Source organism: Brevibacterium sp. 239c, from assembly GCF_900169365.1.
Classification (GTDB): domain Bacteria; phylum Actinomycetota; class Actinomycetes; order Actinomycetales; family Brevibacteriaceae; genus Brevibacterium.
The window spans coordinates 102,987-120,882 of sequence record NZ_FXZH01000008.1 but is presented as its reverse complement, the minus strand read 5'-3'; the positions used below and the strand labels follow the sequence as shown (position 1 = coordinate 120,882).

The 17,896-nt window shown below is 62.6% G+C and carries 18 protein-coding genes and 2 pseudogenes; 14 read left to right on the top strand and 6 right to left on the bottom strand.

Features of this window, described 5'->3' with window-relative positions; translation table 11 throughout:
• Positions 1–101: 101 nt before the first annotated feature.
• The 4 genes and pseudogenes from dnaB (at position 102) to BSP239C_RS09555 (ending at position 3,499) form a co-directional block, all read left to right on the top strand.
• Entirely contained in the window at positions 102–1,412 is a 1,311-nt protein-coding gene (dnaB, locus tag BSP239C_RS09570; RefSeq protein ID WP_050773361.1) for a replicative DNA helicase, read from the top strand.
• A gap of 65 nt (positions 1,413–1,477) precedes the next feature.
• A pseudogene (locus tag BSP239C_RS09565) lies at positions 1,478–1,904 on the top strand (dihydrofolate reductase family protein).
• A gap of 40 nt (positions 1,905–1,944) precedes the next feature.
• Positions 1,945–2,478: a GNAT family N-acetyltransferase gene (locus BSP239C_RS09560; protein ID WP_101572239.1), complete on the top strand. Its 534-nt coding sequence runs from the start codon at positions 1,945–1,947 to the stop codon at positions 2,476–2,478.
• Positions 2,479–2,560: 82 nt separating this feature from the next.
• Entirely contained in the window at positions 2,561–3,499 is a 939-nt protein-coding gene (locus BSP239C_RS09555) for a LysR family transcriptional regulator (RefSeq protein WP_101572237.1), read from the top strand.
• A 165-nt stretch (positions 3,500–3,664) separates the two neighbouring features.
• Here BSP239C_RS09555 and BSP239C_RS09550 read toward each other — a convergent pair whose 3' ends face one another.
• Positions 3,665–3,970: a GNAT family N-acetyltransferase gene (locus BSP239C_RS09550; RefSeq protein ID WP_257930159.1), complete on the bottom strand. Its 306-nt coding sequence runs from the start codon at positions 3,968–3,970 to the stop codon at positions 3,665–3,667.
• Complete coding sequence (locus tag BSP239C_RS21115) at positions 3,928–4,122, bottom strand: GNAT family N-acetyltransferase (protein ID WP_257930153.1); 195 nt, start codon at positions 4,120–4,122, stop codon at positions 3,928–3,930. The genes BSP239C_RS09550 and BSP239C_RS21115 overlap by 43 nt, the downstream gene beginning before the upstream one ends.
• Positions 4,123–4,222: 100 nt before the next feature.
• On the opposite strand from BSP239C_RS21115, the gene BSP239C_RS09545 reads away from it, so the two are divergent.
• The 3 genes from BSP239C_RS09545 (at position 4,223) to BSP239C_RS21110 (ending at position 5,613) form a co-directional block, all read left to right on the top strand.
• The gene (locus BSP239C_RS09545) at positions 4,223–4,726 is read left to right on the top strand and encodes an SRPBCC family protein (protein ID WP_101572235.1); all 504 of its coding nucleotides are present in this window, start codon (positions 4,223–4,225) and stop codon (positions 4,724–4,726) included.
• Between the two features lie 82 nt (positions 4,727–4,808).
• Positions 4,809–5,378 carry a DapH/DapD/GlmU-related protein gene (locus tag BSP239C_RS09540; protein WP_101572233.1) on the top strand — a complete coding sequence of 190 codons (570 nt, stop codon included), beginning with the start codon at positions 4,809–4,811 and terminating at the stop codon, positions 5,376–5,378.
• Positions 5,379–5,481: 103 nt separating this feature from the next.
• Positions 5,482–5,613, top strand: a complete 132-nt coding sequence (locus tag BSP239C_RS21110; RefSeq protein ID WP_257930152.1) for a hypothetical protein — start codon at positions 5,482–5,484, stop codon at positions 5,611–5,613.
• A 125-nt stretch (positions 5,614–5,738) separates the two neighbouring features.
• Here BSP239C_RS21110 and BSP239C_RS09535 read toward each other — a convergent pair whose 3' ends face one another.
• The 3 genes from BSP239C_RS09535 to BSP239C_RS09525 form a co-directional block, all read right to left on the bottom strand.
• Entirely contained in the window at positions 5,739–6,383 is a 645-nt protein-coding gene (locus tag BSP239C_RS09535; RefSeq protein WP_101572231.1) for an HAD-IA family hydrolase, read from the bottom strand.
• A 163-nt stretch (positions 6,384–6,546) separates the two neighbouring features.
• The gene (locus tag BSP239C_RS09530; RefSeq protein WP_145997428.1) at positions 6,547–6,948 is read right to left on the bottom strand and encodes a hypothetical protein; all 402 of its coding nucleotides are present in this window, start codon (positions 6,946–6,948) and stop codon (positions 6,547–6,549) included.
• A gap of 507 nt (positions 6,949–7,455) precedes the next feature.
• Positions 7,456–7,659 (bottom strand): cold-shock protein, encoded by a 204-nt coding sequence (locus BSP239C_RS09525; RefSeq protein WP_009882802.1) that lies wholly within the window; start codon positions 7,657–7,659, stop codon positions 7,456–7,458.
• 504 nt (positions 7,660–8,163) lie between these two features.
• Here BSP239C_RS09525 and BSP239C_RS09520 point away from each other — a divergent pair.
• From BSP239C_RS09520 to BSP239C_RS09485, 7 genes and pseudogenes are all read left to right on the top strand, one after another.
• Positions 8,164–9,222, top strand: coding sequence for an LCP family protein (locus tag BSP239C_RS09520; RefSeq protein WP_257930151.1), 1,059 nt, complete (start codon positions 8,164–8,166; stop codon positions 9,220–9,222).
• Positions 9,223–9,306: 84 nt separating this feature from the next.
• The gene (trxA, locus tag BSP239C_RS09515) at positions 9,307–9,750 is read left to right on the top strand and encodes a thioredoxin (RefSeq protein WP_101572226.1); all 444 of its coding nucleotides are present in this window, start codon (positions 9,307–9,309) and stop codon (positions 9,748–9,750) included.
• On the top strand, positions 9,747–10,457 hold the full coding sequence (locus BSP239C_RS09510; protein ID WP_101572224.1) for a bifunctional 2-polyprenyl-6-hydroxyphenol methylase/3-demethylubiquinol 3-O-methyltransferase UbiG: 711 nt from the start codon (positions 9,747–9,749) through the stop codon (positions 10,455–10,457). Before trxA ends, BSP239C_RS09510 begins: the two co-directional genes overlap by 4 nt.
• A gap of 109 nt (positions 10,458–10,566) precedes the next feature.
• Positions 10,567–13,734, top strand: a pseudogene (gene fdnG, locus BSP239C_RS09500) (formate dehydrogenase-N subunit alpha); the annotation flags it as partial.
• Positions 13,735–14,093: 359 nt separating this feature from the next.
• Positions 14,094–15,227: a 4Fe-4S dicluster domain-containing protein gene (locus tag BSP239C_RS09495; RefSeq protein ID WP_180958972.1), complete on the top strand. Its 1,134-nt coding sequence runs from the start codon at positions 14,094–14,096 to the stop codon at positions 15,225–15,227.
• A complete protein-coding gene (nrfD, locus tag BSP239C_RS09490) occupies positions 15,224–16,462 on the top strand; it encodes an NrfD/PsrC family molybdoenzyme membrane anchor subunit (RefSeq protein WP_101572218.1) in 1,239 nt (412 codons plus the stop codon). The genes BSP239C_RS09495 and nrfD overlap by 4 nt, the downstream gene beginning before the upstream one ends.
• Before the next feature lie 59 nt (positions 16,463–16,521).
• Positions 16,522–16,752, top strand: a complete 231-nt coding sequence (locus BSP239C_RS09485; protein WP_101572216.1) for a hypothetical protein — start codon at positions 16,522–16,524, stop codon at positions 16,750–16,752.
• 121 nt (positions 16,753–16,873) lie between these two features.
• On the opposite strand, the gene selD is transcribed toward BSP239C_RS09485, so the two are convergent.
• Complete coding sequence (gene selD / locus BSP239C_RS09480; RefSeq protein ID WP_101572214.1) at positions 16,874–17,860, bottom strand: selenide, water dikinase SelD; 987 nt, start codon at positions 17,858–17,860, stop codon at positions 16,874–16,876.
• Between the last annotated feature and the right edge of the window lie 36 nt (positions 17,861–17,896).

The window sequence follows — 17,896 nt, the reverse complement described above, 5'->3', positions numbered from 1 at the left end:
TTCTCGATCCAGGTACAGTTGGAGGGCGTTGAAAGCGGGTGTCCGCCGACGAGGTTCGAGGAAGAGGAAGACGATTGAGCAACAACCAGGGGTTTGACGGGATGAGGACCCCGCCGCAGGACGTCGAGGCCGAGCAGAGCGTCCTCGGTGCGATGCTTCTGTCCAAGGATGCGATCGCCGACTGCGTCGAATCCATGACCGGGGATGACTTCTACAAGCCTGCTCACGAGACCATCTACGAAGCCGTCCTCGACCTCTATTCGCGTGGTGAACCCGCGGACTCCGTGACGGTGGCGAACTACCTCACGAAGACCGGCGACCTGTCCCGTGTCGGCGGCGCAGCGTACCTGCACACCCTCATCTCCTCCGTTCCGACTGCCGCGAACGCCGGCTACTATGCCGCGATCGTGCGCGAGCAGGCTGTCCTGCGTCGACTCGTCGAAGCCGGAACCCGCATCGTGCAGATGGGCTATGACGCGGAAGGCGATACCGATGAGGTCGTGAACTCGGCCCAGGCGGAGATCTACCAAGTCACTGAGCGTCACACCACCGAGGACTACGTGATCCTCTCCGACATTCTCAGCGATGTCGCTCAGGAGATCGAACGCAATGGCGACACCGATGGCCAGACCGCCGGCGTGCCGACCGGATTCACCGAATTCGATGCGCTCACCAACGGTTTCCACCCGGGCACGATGATCGTCATCGCCGCTCGTCCCGGTGTCGGCAAGTCCACACTGGCGTTGGACTTCATGCGCTCGGCGGCGATCCACCACGGCCAGGCCGCTGTCTTCTTCTCCTTGGAGATGGGCAAGAACGAACTCGTCATGCGACTTCTGTCTGCCGAGTCGGAGATTCCGTTGCAGAACCTTCGCCGCGGTGAGCTGAGCCCCCACGACTGGACCACCCTGGCCGCAACGGAATCGCGCATCAACGATGCACCACTGTTCGTCGACGATTCGCCGAACATGGCACTGACGGAGATCCGAGCGAAGTGCCGTCGCCTGAAACAGCAGCATGACCTGAAGATGGTCTGCGTCGACTACCTGCAGCTGATGAGCTCCGGCAAAAAGGTCGAATCACGTCAGCAGGAAGTCTCCGAGTTCTCCCGTTCACTCAAGCTCTTGGCCAAAGAACTCGAGATCCCGGTCATCGCACTCTCGCAGCTCAACCGTGGCAGCGAGCAGAGAACGGACAAGCGGCCGATGATCTCGGATCTGCGTGAGTCCGGTTCGATCGAGCAGGACGCCGACATGGTGCTGCTCATCCACCGTGACGACATGTACGACAAGGAGCACGAACGCGCCGGCGAGGCCGATATCATCGTCGCCAAACACCGTGCCGGTCCGACCGCTGACATCTCCGTGGCCTTCCAGGGCGCGAAGTCCCGGTTCGTCAACATGCCGCAGTAGACTCATCAGCACCAGCGGCTGCCGACTTGAGAGGGGCCGATGTGACGCGGAAATTGAGCTTTGCGATGAACGTGAGCCTGGATGGCTACGTAGCTGCGCCCGGTGACGATCTGGGCTGGAGCATGCCGAATGACGAGGTGTTCCGATGGTGGTCTGACCGTGTGGGGTCCACCGAGCTGGCTTTGTACGGTCGGCGGCTATGGGAGGCGATGAGCTCTCACTGGCCCACAGCCGGGCAACAGCCCGGGGTCACACCAGCTGAGGGTGAGTATGCACGCCGGTGGCTGGAGATGCCGAAGGTGGTGTTCTCCTCGACGATCAGTGCCGTCGACTGGAATGCTCGACGAATACATTCTGCTCACCTACCCGGTCCTGGTGGGTGGGGGAACGCCCTTCTTCACGCCCTTGGACAATTGGGTGAACCTGAAACTGCTGGACACTCAGTCATTTCCCAACGGTGTTCTTCTGACCCGATATGAAGCGAGACGGTGAGCATTCTCGTCCCCATCGGTGCACGGTAGGCTCAGCTCGTATGCTGATCAGACGAGAACGTTCAGGCGACACCGAAGAGATCCGCGCAATCACAGCAGCCGCATTCCGCGGTGCAGACCACAGCGCTCCACCGGTGGAGCCAAGCGAAGACCCTGGAGAAGCGACCCTGATCTCATGGTTGCGGGACGATCCTGCATGGATTCCCGAGTTCTCTCTTGTCGCCCTCGATGGCGATGAGATCATCGGGCATGTCGTGGCGACACGGGCGCACGTGGGTTCGTTTCCGGCTCTCGGTATCGGGCCGGTCAGCGTCCTTCCAAGGCGGCAGGGAAACGGCGTCGGCTCGGCGCTGATGCACGCGGTGCTCGGTGCTGCTGATGCCAGAGGTGAGGCCGTCGTCGGTCTGCTCGGCGACCCTGCCTATTACTCGCGTTTCGGTTTCGTCCCGGCTTCGACGACCGCAGTGACTCCGCCTGACCCGGCCTGGGGCGACTACTTCCAGATTCGTACGCTCTCGGACTACGCTCATCAGGGTGGAGCCTTCCAGTACGCGGGTCCATTCGACCGATTATGACTGACGTCGGTATGCACATTTGTGCACAGAAGTTGTGGTTCTGAGATCCGCTTCAGCACATCCTCTGCCTAATATTGCAGATATGGACATGAAGCCGAATGATCTTCTGGTGCTGCTCACGGTGTCCCGCTCGGCGAAGTTCACGACCGCGGCACAGACCTTGGGCCTCAACCACACAACCATTTCCCGCCGGATCGCCGCCCTCGAGAAATCCCTCGGCGGCCGCGTGCTCTCACGTGCCTCCGGTGGATGGGAACTGACCGAGCTCGGACATGAGGCCGTGCGGGTGGCCGAGCAGGTGGAGAACGCGGTGAGCAGCCTCGGCGGCTCAGGGCGCGGTCCCGACGCCATCACCGGGGTGGTCCGAATGACGGCTACGGATGGGTTCAGTGCCTATGTGGCGGCTCCGGCCGTGGCGAAACTCCGGCGTCGGCATCCGGGTCTCAGCGTGGAGATCGTGACCGTGACGCGACAGGCACTGCAGCAGCGATCGGGCCTCGACATCGAAGTGGTCGTCGGCGAACCCCAGGTGCACCGCGCTGAAGCATTCAAACTCGGCGACTATGAACTGGGCATGTATGCCTCACGGGACTATCTGATCGAGAATGGAACTCCGGCCACCGAGGATGAGCTGACCGAACATCGCCTCGTGTACTTCGTGGATTCCATGCTCCAGGTCGATGATCTCGACGCGCCACGTCGCCTGGTCCCCACGATGAAAGACGGACTGTCTTCGACCAATGTGTTCGTCCATGTCGAAGCCACCCGTGCCAGCGCGGGCATCGGCTTCCTGCCCTGCTTCATGGCTGACCTGCATGATGACCTGGTCAGACTCTTCCCCGAGACTCTGTCCGAACGACTGCCCTATTGGATGGTGCTGCGTCCCGATTCGATGCGCCGACCGGCCGTTGCCGCGGTCGTCCAAGCACTGCAGGATCAGACGGTTGCTCATGAAAAGGCTCTCCTGGGACAGCGTGGTAATCAATCGACGACGCCCGCAGCCAAGTCAGGCAGCGCCTGAGTGAAATCGACGATGCCTCAGCGATCCCTTACCGGCGGATGCTCGAAGATTATGACGAGAAACGCCTCCTCCATTCGGACATTGCCGGGGGACGATCTGACCTCGGACTGCACGTACGATCAGCGTGAAATCGGGTCAACCCCAGATGCTGTCGAGCTCGAACCTTCACAGGTCCATGGCAAAGACGACGTGGACCGGCGATGAGTGGCGCAGTGTTTGATCGAGTCTCATGCCGACCTTCCCAGCCACGCGCTGGGAAGCACTATTGTCCCTGTGGATAATCGAGACCAAAGGGGATGCCAGTGTATGCGAACTGGCGTATTCGCGGCAGGCAACGGCCGCCTCGGTAGCATAGCCGAGCTTCTGAGCTGAGGTCTTCACATGGTATCCGAGCTCCAGGACAGGCGTGTCATCGACCGTCTGCCAGGTCAGGCCGCAGTCGCCGAGGAATTCACCATCATGAGTCGTGATGACCCAGAGCCCTGGCCGTGGTCGGCGTAGCTGCGTAGATTCCAGTTGATCCAACCAGCGGCTTCAGGCCGGTCCTTGGGACGCGGGTAGTACTCCATGACCTGGGGATCGCCGAGGAGGTTTGCCAAATCGTCGAGATCATTCGGTGACATCTCACGGAATATCAAGCGGGGCGTCGCGTTCGGAAGCATGGGAGTCAGACTACGCTTCAACTTCACCACTAGGCTGGACTCAACCGACGAAGGGAACTCGATGAAACGCACTGCGCAGGTCAGCGACAGCATGATCGTCAATGTCGATGCGGACACTCTGTGGGAGCAGGTGGCCGATCCGACCCAGATGCCTCGGTGGAGTCCTGAGAACATCGGCGCTCACACTCCTGCGGAGCCCCGTCCTCTGCAGGTGGGCGAAGTCTTCGAGGGCAGCAATCATCGCAGCCGGGCACAATGGGTTACCGAGTGTGTCGTCACCGCATCTGAACCGGGTGAACGATTCGCGTTCCAGGTTCGAAAGATCGGTGCGAGCTCACCGAAGATCAGCGGAGGCATCGCCACCTGGGTCTACGAATTCGAAGACATCAACAATGGGCGCACGCGTGTCACCGAAACCTGGAACGATGACCGCACCACCTGGCCCGACTGGGTAGCAGCAATCGTTGACCGAGTGCTCACCGGCGGCAAAAGCTTCGCCGACTTCCAGCGGCTGAACATCCACAGGACTCTGACCACGATGAAGGACGAGTTTGGACAGGCGTGAGGCAATCAAGGTCCTGCTCAAACCGTGAACGTGTTTTCGACCGAGAATGCACGAAAGTAGGACACACGAAAGGATGGCCAGTATGGAACTCAAGGATCTGGTCAAAGTACTCAACAACGGTGAAACCATCGTCAGCGGCTCGCCTCTGCACGAGGTCATGCACCGCAGCAGCCAAGAGGCGCTGCGGATAACTGCCGAGCTCAACGGTTCGTATCACGACCCCGACGCGGTGAGGCAGTTGTTGGCCTCGCTGACGGGCAAGCCAGTGGACAAGACCGTCACGATGTTCCCGCCGTTCCACACCGACTTCGGGAAGAACACGACGCTGGGTCAGCGGGTCTTCATCAATTCCGGATGCAGCTTCCAGGACCAAGGCGGGATCAGGATCGGAGACGACAGCCTCATCGGCCACAATACGGTGCTGGCGACTCTCAACCACGACATCACCCCGGACCGTCGTGGCGACATGCACCCGGCGCCGATCATCATCGGACGCAACGTCTGGATCGGTTCGAACGTGACCATCCTGCCCGGCGTAACCATCGGTGATGATGCGGTGGTCGCAGCGGCCTCGGTCGTCACCAAGGACGTGCGTGCAGGAACCGTCGTGGTCGGGTCGCCGGCACGTGTGCGGCGGTCGGTCACCGACTGAGTCTGAAGAGTCGAGCCCGATCCGCTTCCAGGCAAGAATCGCCGCGGGATCAGCGGCGGCTCAGCTGCTCAATTGCGACAATGCCGCGAGGACCCGGGCCTTCGTGGCGATTTTGAGTGTCGGATCCATGACTGGGGCGAACTGCGATGAGTGGTTGGACGGGGCATCGGTGTTCACGGTTCCCGCCTCGGCCGCCTACTTGTACCTCTCCGCGTCGCTGGACCCGATCATCTGATGAGCGTAGGGAATCTCGAAGGCATTCGGAATTGTGTTGAAGTCCTCCGAGGCGGTGGCCGGAGCCGCCGGCAGAACGACCCATTCATCGAAGCAGTCCTCGAGTGCGCACGGGAACAACCCCCGTCAGCTTTCATCGGCGGCTGGGGAGACGAAGAGTCCAAGGCCTCCGAGGTCACCTCGCAGTTGCTGAGCATCGGTGAAGAGCAGGCCGATGAAGCCGAGCTCTTCGGCGGCATCGATGTTCGCCGGCAGGTCGTCGACGAAGACCGTCCGTTCGGGGACAAGGTCGAAACGTCGGCTCAGGACACGGAAGATCTCAGGGTCGGGCTTGATCAGCTCCTCCCGTCCTGAGACCACGATATCTTCGAGTTCATTGATCGCCGGCGCGACCTTCGGCGCATGGTGGAAGGTCTCTGCCGACCAGTTCGAGAGACCCAGCAGCCTGATGTCGGAGGCCTTGAGCTCGGCGACGATTTCGGCCATTCCTTCGATCGGACCGGTCAGGGACAGATCGAAACGGTCATAGTAGGCGGCGACGATTTCGCCGTGGCGGGGATCGGATTCGGCCGCCCGTGCGATCACCTCTGTGATCGGCACACCGCGATCAGCCAGCGTATTCAGCATGCCGAAGTTCGCCTCGGCGGCAAAATCATTCCACTCTTCGCGGGTCATCCGGTCGGCGAGAGGGCCAGTCTGATCCCAGCCGATGAGAACGTTGCCCAGATCGAAGACGACGGTGGTGGGGTGCAGGTCGGTCGGCTGAGTCATCGTGACATCACCTGTTCTGTGTGGGGAACTCAAGAATTCCTACGGTACAGACTTCAGGGCACGAAGTCGTCGTTGTCGAGCATGCACGCGCTCGCCGGCCCGGTCGATGAGCAGTCTCATGGCGACGATGAGCAGCTGCGGTCACGTAGGTGGTTCGGCGGCGTCACGGTTGGTGAGCCGTGGGTCGCTGCGGTTTGAAGTACCGACGTACGGGGGCGGGGATCCAGAGGAGACCGATCATCAGAACGGGCAGAATATCGGTGGGAATCACGGCCCATAGGAACATCGCTCCCTGGGTGGCCGAGTAGAGGCTGAAATAGCTGGCGACAACCAGATATGCCGTCAATGTGATGCGGGCCCAGTCCATCCACTCGGGATCCAGGCCCGCTCCGGTGCCCTCCTCGATGGCTGCTTTGAGGCCGGCCTGATCGATCATCATGACGATGGGCAGTGCAATGAGCAGGATGATGCTGGCGAGGACTCCGACCACCAGCCAGCGAAGCGCCCGTGGTGCAGGTGGCGGCGGTGGGGCGTGCGCGTTGTGGTCGCACGGCCGTGGTTGCATAAATCACAACGTATAGCGCACCGCGAACCGTCGACAATGGCTCGACGACCCTCAGCTCATTGCCCGTAAGACGGTCCCACGCGCTGAAGACAGTGATGCCAGTTCAGGACGGCTCAACGAGTTGCTGGGTTGTCTGGAGTGGGGTGAAGCGCGCGTTCGCGTTGAGTGGTTGAGTATTGATCCGAAGCTGTATGGCGAGCTGGGATGGCAGGCGTGTGCAACGGTCTCGGGTTCGGGGCTGTTTGCGGGTGTGAGTGAAGGATCCGGGCAGGCCATCAGTGATCGGTTTGCCGGGCGGTGCTCGGCGTTCCCTGGTTTCATGCGTCGACACGGAAAAGGGCCTGCGGACGCCGAAAAGCGTGTGATCGCATTCAGAGCAAGTGAAAACACAAACTCCAAACGCGAACACACGCTTTTGGTGTAGCTCAGTGCAACTGCGTTCCCGGCAGGTGCTCGCTATTGACGAATCAATCGCGATCCGGCCGGGACCGGAAAGTTACGGAAGTCTCAGAGGGGACGAACGCTTGTGGCCTGAAGGCCCTTGGAACCCATTTCCGAGTCGAATTCGACATTCTGGCCCTCGGCGAGCTCACGGTAGCCGGTCGATTCGATCGCGGAGAAGTGAGTGAAGACGTCTGCTGAACCATCGTCAGGCTGGATGAATCCGAAACCTTTTTCCGAGTTGAACCATTTCACGGTACCTGTAGCCATAATCTTTGTATCCTTATTTTAAACTGGTGATCGCCGAAACGATCTGGATGGTCGGACCCTTGAGTGGGCCCGGCTGTTCACACTCTCAGGGACCTGGGCTGACCGACGATGTCGATCAGTAGATCGTCTGAACGTGTGACTTCTCGCTGGATGGTCTGCGCATTGAACGCAGATCCAACGAAAATCTGTGGAGAAACCGGTGTTCCGGAATTCGTGCTGATGTGAAGATCCTTGTCTCAGGCGAAAACGGGGAAGCTCGGTTTCGGTAATGCACCGAAGGTGCGGGATGGAGGCCGAAGGACGGCCGGATTGAAAAGTCTGAAAAAATATAAGAGGCGCGGACGGTAGACACGCGCCAACTGGCAACTGCACGGTACCAAGCGAATCTACCTACGCTCGCGGCACCATGTGTTCCGCACTGTCTCGTACGGGAACAATTTAACTCTAACAGAATGTATCGACCAGCGGTGTCAGAAAGTTCGAAGAAAAGTTTTTTAGGATTGTATGCAATCTGACCCCGATCTCGAATTGAAGTTCATGCAGCATCCCGAAATCGGCCCACGGCGTCAGCGTCGTCTCGCCATGAAGTACCGTCGCCGCCGCACCATCGTCGCCATGATCGCTGTTCTCGTCATCGCGGTCCCGGTCACGGTCGTGGCGGCCATGCACAGTCTGAAGTCGAACATCACCTCCTCGGCACTGCGTGCAGGTGATGGTGAGGTGCCCGAGAAGATCACGGACGAACTGAATGTCCTCATCCTCGGATCCGACACCCGTGAACTCGACGCTGAGGACTATGGCGCGGCAGATGGTGCGCGCAGCGACGCGATGATTCTGGCCCACATCTCCGACGACTCCTCTCGCATCGACGCCGTCCAGATTCCGCGCGACACGATGATGGACATGCCTGCCTGCGAAGACACCGGTTCTGGTGCCTCGGGGCCCCTGCGCGGAATGATCAACTCGGCACTCAATCAGGGCCCGGCCTGTTCGGTCTCCGCTGCCGAAGAACTCACGGGAGTTCGTGTCGACCACTTCGTCGAGGTCAATTTCGACGGCTTCGCAACGATCGTCGACGCATTGGACGGAATCACCGTCGACCTCGACGAACCCTTGTACGACGACAAAGCGAACCTTGACCTGCCTGCGGGTGAACAGACTCTTGACGGCGTCGATGCCCTGGCGCTGGCAAGAACACGCCATGCTGTCGGTGACGGCAGTGACATCTCGCGCATGGGCAACCAGCAGATGGTCATGGAATCCATCATCGACAGAGCGAAGAGCTCCCACACGCTGTCGAGGCCGAATCGGCTCTATGGTTTCCTTGACGCGGTCACCTCGTCTCTGCGCGTCGATGACGAGCTCGATTCGGTCTCAGCACTCGGGTCACTGGCTGCGACCGTGTCCTCCGTGCCCAAGGATTCGATCACGTTCGCGATCATGCCGTGGCAGCAGGCTCCGGACAATCAGAACCGGGTCGTCAAGTCTCCGGCGGCCGACGCCGTCTTCTCTGCTATCACTGCAGATCAGCCGATCGCCGGCCTAGTCGACCTCGCCGACTGATTCGAGCGGGTCGAGACCCGCACGAACTGTCCTGACTGCGACAGTGTCCAGACAGTATTCATAGTCGGCGTTTAGACTGCCCGGATGTCTACGATCGAAATCACCAAAGACAACTTCGAGTCAACCATCACCGACAGCTCGATCCTGCTTCTCGACTTCTGGGCCGACTGGTGCGGACCCTGCAAGCAGTTCGCCCCCGTCTACGAAGAGGCCTCCGAACAGTATTCGGACGTCGTCTTCGGCAAGGTCGACACCGAGGCACAGCAGGAACTCGCGGGTCTCTTCGCGATCTCCTCGATCCCGACCCTCGTCGCCTTCCGTGAGGGCATCGTCGTCTTCGCTCAGCCGGGTGCGCTCGCTGCGCCCCAGCTCGAGCAGGTCATCAACGCTGTCAAGGAACTCGACATGAACGAGGTCCGCGAGGAGCTGGCCAAGCAGGAAGCCGAGGTCGACGCCGCCGAAGGATCGGATGGTGCCGTGGTGTCAGAGGCGACCGAGGTTTCCTCCGAATCCGGAACAGAGCAGTGACCGAACCCCAACAGGCCGCAAATGCGGGAGTCCCTGACTCCGTGGCGGCCTGGGAAGAGCGTTACTCCGGAAGCGATCCGATCTGGTCGGGCAAGCCGAACGAGGCGCTCGTCGCCACTGTCTCAAGCCTCACCCCCGGCCGGGTCCTCGACGTCGGCTGCGGTGAGGGCGCAGATGTCATCTGGCTGGCCGAGCACGGCTGGGAAGCTACCGGCATCGATCTGTCGCAGACCGCCGTCGACCGGGCCGCAGAAGCGGCCGCAGCGAAGGGTGTCACCGCATCCTTCGAGGTCGGAGACGTCTCCACCTGGGATCCCTCGGGTTCACAAGCAGAGGGAGAGCACCCTCGCCGAGGCGGCTATGACCTTGTCGTCGGCTGCTTCCTTCACACCCGGTTGCCCGACACCCGCGAAGAACTTGTCGGGAAGGTCGCCGAACATGTCGCGCCGGACGGCCGCCTGCTGCTCATCTCGCACGCCGAGATGCCGCCGTGGGCCGAGAATCAGGATGACGAACTGGGTCACGGCCTCGGTCACCATCATGAGCCGGTGACCCCGAACGGCGATTTCGCTCTCCTCATCGGCGGCAGTCCCGTCCGCTGGGAGATAGATTTCGCCGAACTGCGCACCCGCGAGGTCGAAGGACCCGACGGTCAGCCGGCCGAACTCGACGACAGCGTGCTCCTGGCACACAGGATCACCGACTGAAGGACCACCTCGGCGGGTGAGATCACCGTATCTCACCTCGTGAAACGCTGCGGATGATCGTGACCGAATTGGTCTCCATCGGCCACCGAGAAGGGCTAGGATGTGAGCCATGGCTCGGTTCAGTCCTCTCGAGTGGCCGGTGATCCGGCAGCTGCGTTCCTCCGATGCGTCGGGACGCGGCGAATCAGTGGTGTCCCAGAAGACGCGGGAGACCACCCCGCGCACCGCCACAGCGGACAAAGTGGTGCAGTCGGTCTGCCCATACTGCGCCGTCGGCTGCGGCCAGAAGGTCTTCGTCCAAGATGACAAGGTCATCCAGATCGAAGGCGACCCGGACTCACCCATCTCTCGTGGACGTCTCTGCCCCAAAGGTGCCGCCAGCGAACAGCTGGTCAACGCCAACGGGCGTATCACCGACGTCCTCTACCGAGCTCCCAAAGCCAAGGACTGGCAGAAGCTCGATCTGGGCACCGCGATCGACATGGTCGCCGACCGCTTCATCGAAGCCCGCCGCAACCATTGGGAGGACTTCGACGACAAGGGCCACCCCCTGCGTCGCACGATGGGGATCGCCAGCCTCGGCGGGGCGACCATCGACAACGAGGAGAACTACCTCGCGAAGAAGCTCTACACGGCGGCCGGCGCGATACAGATCGAGAACCAGGCGCGTATTTGACACTCCGCCACGGTTCCCAGTTTGGGAACCTCGTTTGGGCGAGGCGGCGCCACACAACCCGTCCAGGATATGGCGAATGCGGACTGCATCATCATCCAGGGATCCAATATGGCCGAGTGCCACCCCGTGGGCTTCCAATGGGTGACCGAGGCCAAGGCTCGAGGTGCCCGCGTCATCCACGTCGATCCTCGTTTCACCCGCACCACGGCGATCGCCGATAAGCACGTCCCGATCCGGGCGGGTTCCGACATCGTCTTGCTCGGTGCGCTCATCAACCGTGTCCTCAGCGACGGTCTGCACTTCGACGAGTACGTCCGTGCGTATACCAACGCCACGAATCTCATCAGTGAGAACTATCAGGACACGGAGGATCTCGACGGCCTGTTCTCCGGCTTCGACCCGGAGACGAACTCCTACGACAACTCGACCTGGTCGTACCAGACCGATGAGTCGGGGGCGCCCATCACCGATGAGACCCTGAGCGACCCCAGGTCGGTGTTCCAGATTCTCAAGCGGCACTACTCCCGGTACACGCCGGAGATGGTAGCCGAGAACTGCGGCATCAAACCCGCCGACTTCGAATACCTGGTCGAGTCGGTGACCCAGAATTCCGGGCGCGAACGCACCACCTGCTTCGCCTACGCCGTGGGCTGGACCCAGCATTCCCTGGGTGCGCAGTTCATCCGCACCGCCTCGATCCTCCAGCTTCTGCTGGGCAACATGGGTCGTCCCGGCGGCGGCATCATGGCACTGCGCGGACACGCCACGATCCAGGGCTCGACCGACATCCCGACGCTGTTCAACCTGCTGCCCGGCTACCTGCCGATGCCCAGCGCCGGAGTTCACGAGACCTTCGAGGACTACGTCGCCGCCGTCGGTACCCCGGAGACCCACAAAGGTTATTGGGCGAACGGGCGCAGCTACGCCACCAACCTGCTCAAGGCCTGGTGGGGCGATGCGGCAACGAAGGAGAACAACTTCGCCTACGATTATCTGCCGAAGATCAACGGTGCCCACGGCACCTATCAGACGCAGGTCCGCATGCTCAACGACGGTGTCGACGGGTACTTCCTGCTCGGTCAGAACCCGGCAGTCGGCTCGGCCAACGGCCGAATGCAGCGCATGGCGATGAGCCACCTCAAGTGGATGGTCGTCCGCGACTTCCGGCTCATCGAATCCGCCACCTGGTGGAAGGACGGTCCCGAGATCGCCAGTGGTGAGCTGAAGACCGAAGACATCGAGACCGAGATGTTCTTCATGCCCGCCGCCAACCACACGGAGAAGGCCGGCACCTTCACGCAGACGCAGCGCCTCGTGCAGTGGCGGCACAAGGCCGTCAACCCGCCCGGCGACGCACAGAGCGAACTCGACTTCTTCTTCGAACTCGGTAAGCGAGTGCGCGAGAAGCTGAAGGATTCCGAGGATCCTCGCGACCGTCCGCTCCTTGACATGACCTGGGACTACCCGGTCGACGAGGAGGGTGAGGTCGACGCCGAATCCGTGCTGGCCGAGATCAACGGATACCACATCGGCGGCGACAAGGACGGGCAGCCGCTCGACAACTTCAACCAGATGACCGACGACGGCACCACCGCCGGCGGCTGCTGGATCTACGCGGGAATCTACGCAGGCGGGCAGAACATGGCCGCCCGTCGCAAGCCCCGAGCCGAACAGGACGAGACCGCTGCCGAATGGGCGTGGGCCTGGCCGGCGAACCGTCGGATCCTCTACAACCGTGCCTCGGCGGCACCCGACGGCACACCCTGGTCGGAGCGAAAGAAATTCGTCTGGTGGGATGAGGAATCCGGCAAGTGGACGGGTAAGGACGTACCCGACTTCCCGATCGACCGGTCTCCTTCGGCCCGCTCGGATCAGGCCCACGGTGGTCCGGCCAACCTCGACGGCGACGACCCGTTCATCATGCAGGCCGACGGCAAGGGCTGGCTGTTCGCTCCCAGCGGCATGGTCGATGGCCCCATGCCCACGCACTACGAGCCGCAGGAATCGACGGTATCCAACCCGCTCTACGACCAGCAGTCGAGCCCGACACGACTGGTGATGCGCAGGGAGGACAACCTCTCAGCCCCGGCCGCAGGCAATCCCGGTTCCGAGGTCTACCCCTACGTGTTCACGACCTACCGCCTGACCGAGCATCACACCGCCGGAGGAATGTCGCGGTGGCTGCCCTACCTCTCGGAGCTGCAGCCGGAGATGTTCTGCGAAATCTCACCGGAACTCGCCGCCGAGGTGGGACTTGAGCCCTACGGGTGGGCGACGCTGGTCTCCCCACGTGCGGCCATCGAGGCCCGCGTGCTCGTGACCCGGAGGATGACGCCGTTGACGATCGGCGGGAAGACCCTCCACCAGATCGGCCTGCCCTACCACTGGGGTGTCGGCGGAGACGCCACCGTCGAAGGCGACTCCGCGAACGACCTGCTGGGAGTGACGATGGACCCCAATGTGTTCATCCAGAACAGCAAGTACGTGGCCGGCACGATCATGCCGGGACGCCGCCCACGAGGTCCGGAGCTCGTCGACTTCGTCGAGAAGTATCAGCGTGAGGCCGGTCTGAGCCCCGAATCGGGCAATCAGCTGGTCACGGTCTCCGATGATGTCGTCGCCGAGTCCCTGGCCGCGGACTCTGCGGCCAGCAAGGGCGGGCATCCGCATCGCGGCGGAGACTCCGCCGTCGGTGTCACTCCCGGGCGCACCCTCGGAGACGAAGCTGTCGACAGTGCCGGCGACCGCACGGGCCGGGCCGATCTCCGACCCACCGACAGCGTGGACCAGAACCCGACCGAGACCGTAGACGCGAACCGCGCCGACGACGGGGACCCGACCGATGGGGACCCCGACCGCGGCTACATCGGCAAGGATGTCGACAAGGTTCAGCAGGGCAACCTCGGCGAGGGTGCCCAGACGGATACGGTGGACAACACAGGAAACGAGGAGGAGGGCTGATGTCGACATCGACCGTCGAGAACGACGCCGTTGCGGACGGGCACTGGCATGGTTCCGCGCACGAGCGCAAAGGGTTCTTCACCGATACGTCGATCTGCATCGGCTGCAAGGCCTGTGAGGTCGCCTGCAAGGAGTGGAACAACAATCCGCAGGACGGGACCTACGAACTCCTCGAGTCCTCCTACGACAACACGGGCAGCCTCGGGGCGAATACCTGGCGTCACGTCGCCTTCATCGAACAGGACTCCGAGAGGATCGAAGCCGCTCGTGAATCGGGAAGGAAGCTCGTCAACCTCGGCATGCCGACGATCCGCCCGCGCACGGACGAGTCTGCGGGTGCACAGCCTCTCGGCGGTGCCCTCGGCGCGGCGGCAGATGGGTCTGCCGGAAGCGGCGGACTGCCATCGACCCCACCGATGGGCATCGACCTGTTGGCACCCGGCGCCTTGGATCCGAGCGATCCCGAGGACATCGCCAATCTCGACACGACGCCCCCGGACACGGCGGACTTCCGCTGGCTGATGTCCTCGGACGTGTGCAAGCACTGCACCCACGCCGGCTGCCTCGACGTGTGCCCCACGGGAGCTCTCTTCCGCACGGAATTCGACACCGTCGTCGTGCAGAACGATGTCTGCAACGGCTGCGGGACCTGCGTGGCCGGCTGTCCCTTCGGCGTCATCGAGCGCCGCGATGACGGCACGATCAACACACCGACCGACCGTGATCGCAGCGCCTCGGACATGGATGTGCCGGACAAGAACACGGCCAATAAGTGCACGCTCTGCTACGACCGCCTCCTCGATGGGCAGGAACCGGCGTGCGCGCAGACCTGCCCCACGGAGTCGATCAAGTTCGGCGACCACGACGACATGGTCGACAAGGCTCACGCCCGCGTGGCCGACCTCCATGCGAAGGGTCTGACCGAGGCTCGCCTGTACGGCGCGAACCCGAACGACGGCGTCGGCGGAACCGGATCGGTCTTCCTCATCCTCGATGAACCCGAGGTCTACGGACTGCCGCCGGACCCACGTGTGCCGACGAAAGACCTGCCTCAGATGTACGCCAAGGCCGGCATCGCGGCGCTCGGCATGGTGGCCGCCGCCGGACTTGCCTTCCTCGGGAGCCGGCGTTGAGCACATCCGAATACGATTCCTACCGCCCACCTGAGCTCGATCGCGGACGGAAGAAGCGTCGCCGAGGTGGTCGCCCCGGTGGTGGCCGTAGCGGACCGGGTGCCGGAGGGCGTGGCGGTCAGGGTTGGAAGAACCGTGGGGCCGACGGCAATCGTGAGATGCCGATGGTCGAGGACGTCGAATTCTCCTCCTATTACGGCAGGCCGATCGTCAAGGCTCCGCCATGGGGCGATGAGATCGCGATCTACCTGTTCCTGGGCGGTCTGGCCGGAGGCTCTTCGCTGCTTGGGTTGGGGGCGCAATTCAGTGATCGTCCGCAGCTGCGGATTGCGACCAGACTGACTGCGATCACAGCGACGGCTGTCGGGGGAGCGGCACTCGTGGCCGACCTCGGCCGGCCCGAACGCTTCCTCAACATGATGCGCGTATTCAAGGTCAGCTCTCCCATGAGTATGGGCACCTGGATCCTGTCCGGCTTCGGCGTTGGTTCCGGTGTCCTCACCGCGATCGAGGTCGATCGACTGACCGGTGAGCGTCTGCCTCTCGGTCCGCTGCGTCGAATTCTGCACGCCTTCGAGACTCCTGCCGCGCTCGAATCGGCGCTCTTTGCGGCACCATTGGCGGCCTACACCGGGGCTCTCCTGGGCGATACGGCGGTTCCCACCTGGAACGCTGCTGGTCGCAGCGGACTCTCGTTCGTCTTCGTATCTTCGGCCGCAGTGGCCGCTGGAGGTGCGGCAATGGCCTTGGCTCCCGTGCGGGAGACCGGGCCAGCGCGTCTGCTCGCGCTCGGCGGTGCTGCCGGTGAGGCTTTCGCGATGAATCGGATGAAGCAGGGCATGCACCCCGCCGAGGTGGACCCGCTCGAAGAGGGCGAACCCGGCCACAAGCTCCACCGGGCAGAGAAGCTGCTCATCGCCGGTGCGATCGGCACTGCCGCCGTCGAGGTGGGGGCTAGGGTGTTCGCGAAGAAGCTGGGCCAGCACTCTGGAGCGGGGTCCGGTCTGGTTGGAGCTGGCAAGCGCAGCTGGAAGACTCGTGCTGCCCTGCGGACGCTGTCGGTCGTCTCCGGTACGGCACTCGCAGCCGCCTCGGCGTACACGCGTTTCGGGGTGCTTGAGGCCGGCATCGAATCGACGAAGGATCCGCGCCACGTGGTGGAACCGCAGCGCGCTCGCCTCGAAGAACGCCGTGCCCGAGGCATCGTCGACGATTCGATCACGACCGGGTCCTAGTTCGCACAATTGCCAAGATGGCTTGCGAAAAACTTCCCGAGTAGTAACGTGGGACACGTATGAAGAACGCAATCAAGGAGCTTCTCGCCGACCGCCGCAGTCTCAAAGAAGCTGCAGTCGTGACTGTGCTCGTCCCTCTCGTCCGGTACATCATGCACCTGATCGGCTGGGGCCACGGCTCATTCGGCTGGTGGGAAGTTATCCTCGGCGCGCTGTTGACCGGAGGCTTCTATTGGGTCGTTACCAGCGGATTCCGTCGCTTCCGCGATGAGGACGTCACGCCCTCCTGAACTGAAGAGGGGGAGCGGTCAGTCACGGCAAACAGGTACCTGCGCGCCCCACCCTGTCGGTGACGAAACCACCTGCTGCACAGGGTGTTCGCGACACTAGCGGTGTGGAGTGCCTCACGGGTCACCGCACGCGCACGCCCGAACCGACGACGATCTCACCGATGATCGGGTGACCAGGCAGTTCGCCGACGACGAGCAGTCCGCCGGACGTCTGAGCATCCGCCAGGAGGAAGAGATCGTCCTCGGTCACCGAGTCGTCGGTCGTGAGATTGGGGCGCACCCAGTCGAGGTTGCGACGCGTCCCACCGGACACGTATCCGTCCGCGATCGATTCATCGACTCCGCCGAGGCGGGGCACCGCGGACGCATCAATGACCGCTCCCACGCCTGAGGCACGGCACATCTTGAACAGGTGGCCAAGCAAACCGAACCCGGTGACATCGGTGGCCGCGCGCACGCCAGCAGCCACGGCCGCCTGCGCTGCATCGCGATTGAGCGCGGTCATTGTGGCAATCGCTTCGTCGAAGTTCTCACCGGTCTGCTTGTGTCGGTTGTTGAGGATACCCACACCGATCGGCTTCGTCAGCGTCAACGGCAGGCCCATCTCGGCGGCATCATTGCGCATGAGTTCATCGGGGTGGGCGATGCCGGTCACAGCCATGCCGTACTTCGGCTCGGGGTCATCGATCGAATGCCCACCGGCGACGGGACAGTTCGCCTGGGCGGCGACGTCGAGGCCACCGCGCAGCACTTCGGTGAGCAGCTCCATCGGCAGTTTCTCCCGCGGCCAACCGACGAGGTTGATCGCTGTCACCGGGGTCCCACCCATCGCGTAGATGTCGGAGAGCGCATTCGCGGCCGCGATTCGGCCCCAATCGTAGGCGTCGTCGACGACAGGGGTGAAGAAATCGGCCGTCGAGAGCACCGCGAGGTCTTCGCGGACCCGCACGGCAGAGGCATCGTCACCGTCGTCGAGTCCGACGAGCACATCAGGTCCGGACTGACCGGTCAGTCCTTTGACTGCTTCCTCCAGCTCACCTGGCGGGATCTTGCAGGCGCAGCCTCCGCCGTGGGCGAATGATGTCAGACGTTCCTGGGTGGCGATCATACCGCGAGACTAGCACCGAGGTGACGCTCGATTCTA

Coding starts and splice junctions, on each gene's coding strand:
- dnaB (WP_050773361.1), top strand. CDS start 102: ATGAGGACCCCGCCGCAGGACGTCGAGGCCGAGCAGAGCGTCCTCGGT.
- BSP239C_RS09560 (WP_101572239.1), top strand. CDS start 1,945: ATGCTGATCAGACGAGAACGTTCAGGCGACACCGAAGAGATCCGCGCA.
- BSP239C_RS09555 (WP_101572237.1), top strand. CDS start 2,561: ATGGACATGAAGCCGAATGATCTTCTGGTGCTGCTCACGGTGTCCCGC.
- BSP239C_RS21115 (WP_257930153.1), bottom strand. CDS start 4,122: ATGTCACCGAATGATCTCGACGATTTGGCAAACCTCCTCGGCGATCCC.
- BSP239C_RS09545 (WP_101572235.1), top strand. CDS start 4,223: ATGAAACGCACTGCGCAGGTCAGCGACAGCATGATCGTCAATGTCGAT.
- BSP239C_RS09540 (WP_101572233.1), top strand. CDS start 4,809: ATGGAACTCAAGGATCTGGTCAAAGTACTCAACAACGGTGAAACCATC.
- BSP239C_RS09535 (WP_101572231.1), bottom strand. CDS start 6,383: ATGACTCAGCCGACCGACCTGCACCCCACCACCGTCGTCTTCGATCTG.
- BSP239C_RS09530 (WP_145997428.1), bottom strand. CDS start 6,948: ATGCAACCACGGCCGTGCGACCACAACGCGCACGCCCCACCGCCGCCA.
- BSP239C_RS09525 (WP_009882802.1), bottom strand. CDS start 7,659: ATGGCTACAGGTACCGTGAAATGGTTCAACTCGGAAAAAGGTTTCGGA.
- BSP239C_RS09520 (WP_257930151.1), top strand. CDS start 8,164: ATGCAATCTGACCCCGATCTCGAATTGAAGTTCATGCAGCATCCCGAA.
- trxA (WP_101572226.1), top strand. CDS start 9,307: ATGTCTACGATCGAAATCACCAAAGACAACTTCGAGTCAACCATCACC.
- BSP239C_RS09495 (WP_180958972.1), top strand. CDS start 14,094: ATGTCGACATCGACCGTCGAGAACGACGCCGTTGCGGACGGGCACTGG.
- BSP239C_RS09485 (WP_101572216.1), top strand. CDS start 16,522: ATGAAGAACGCAATCAAGGAGCTTCTCGCCGACCGCCGCAGTCTCAAA.
- selD (WP_101572214.1), bottom strand. CDS start 17,860: ATGATCGCCACCCAGGAACGTCTGACATCATTCGCCCACGGCGGAGGC.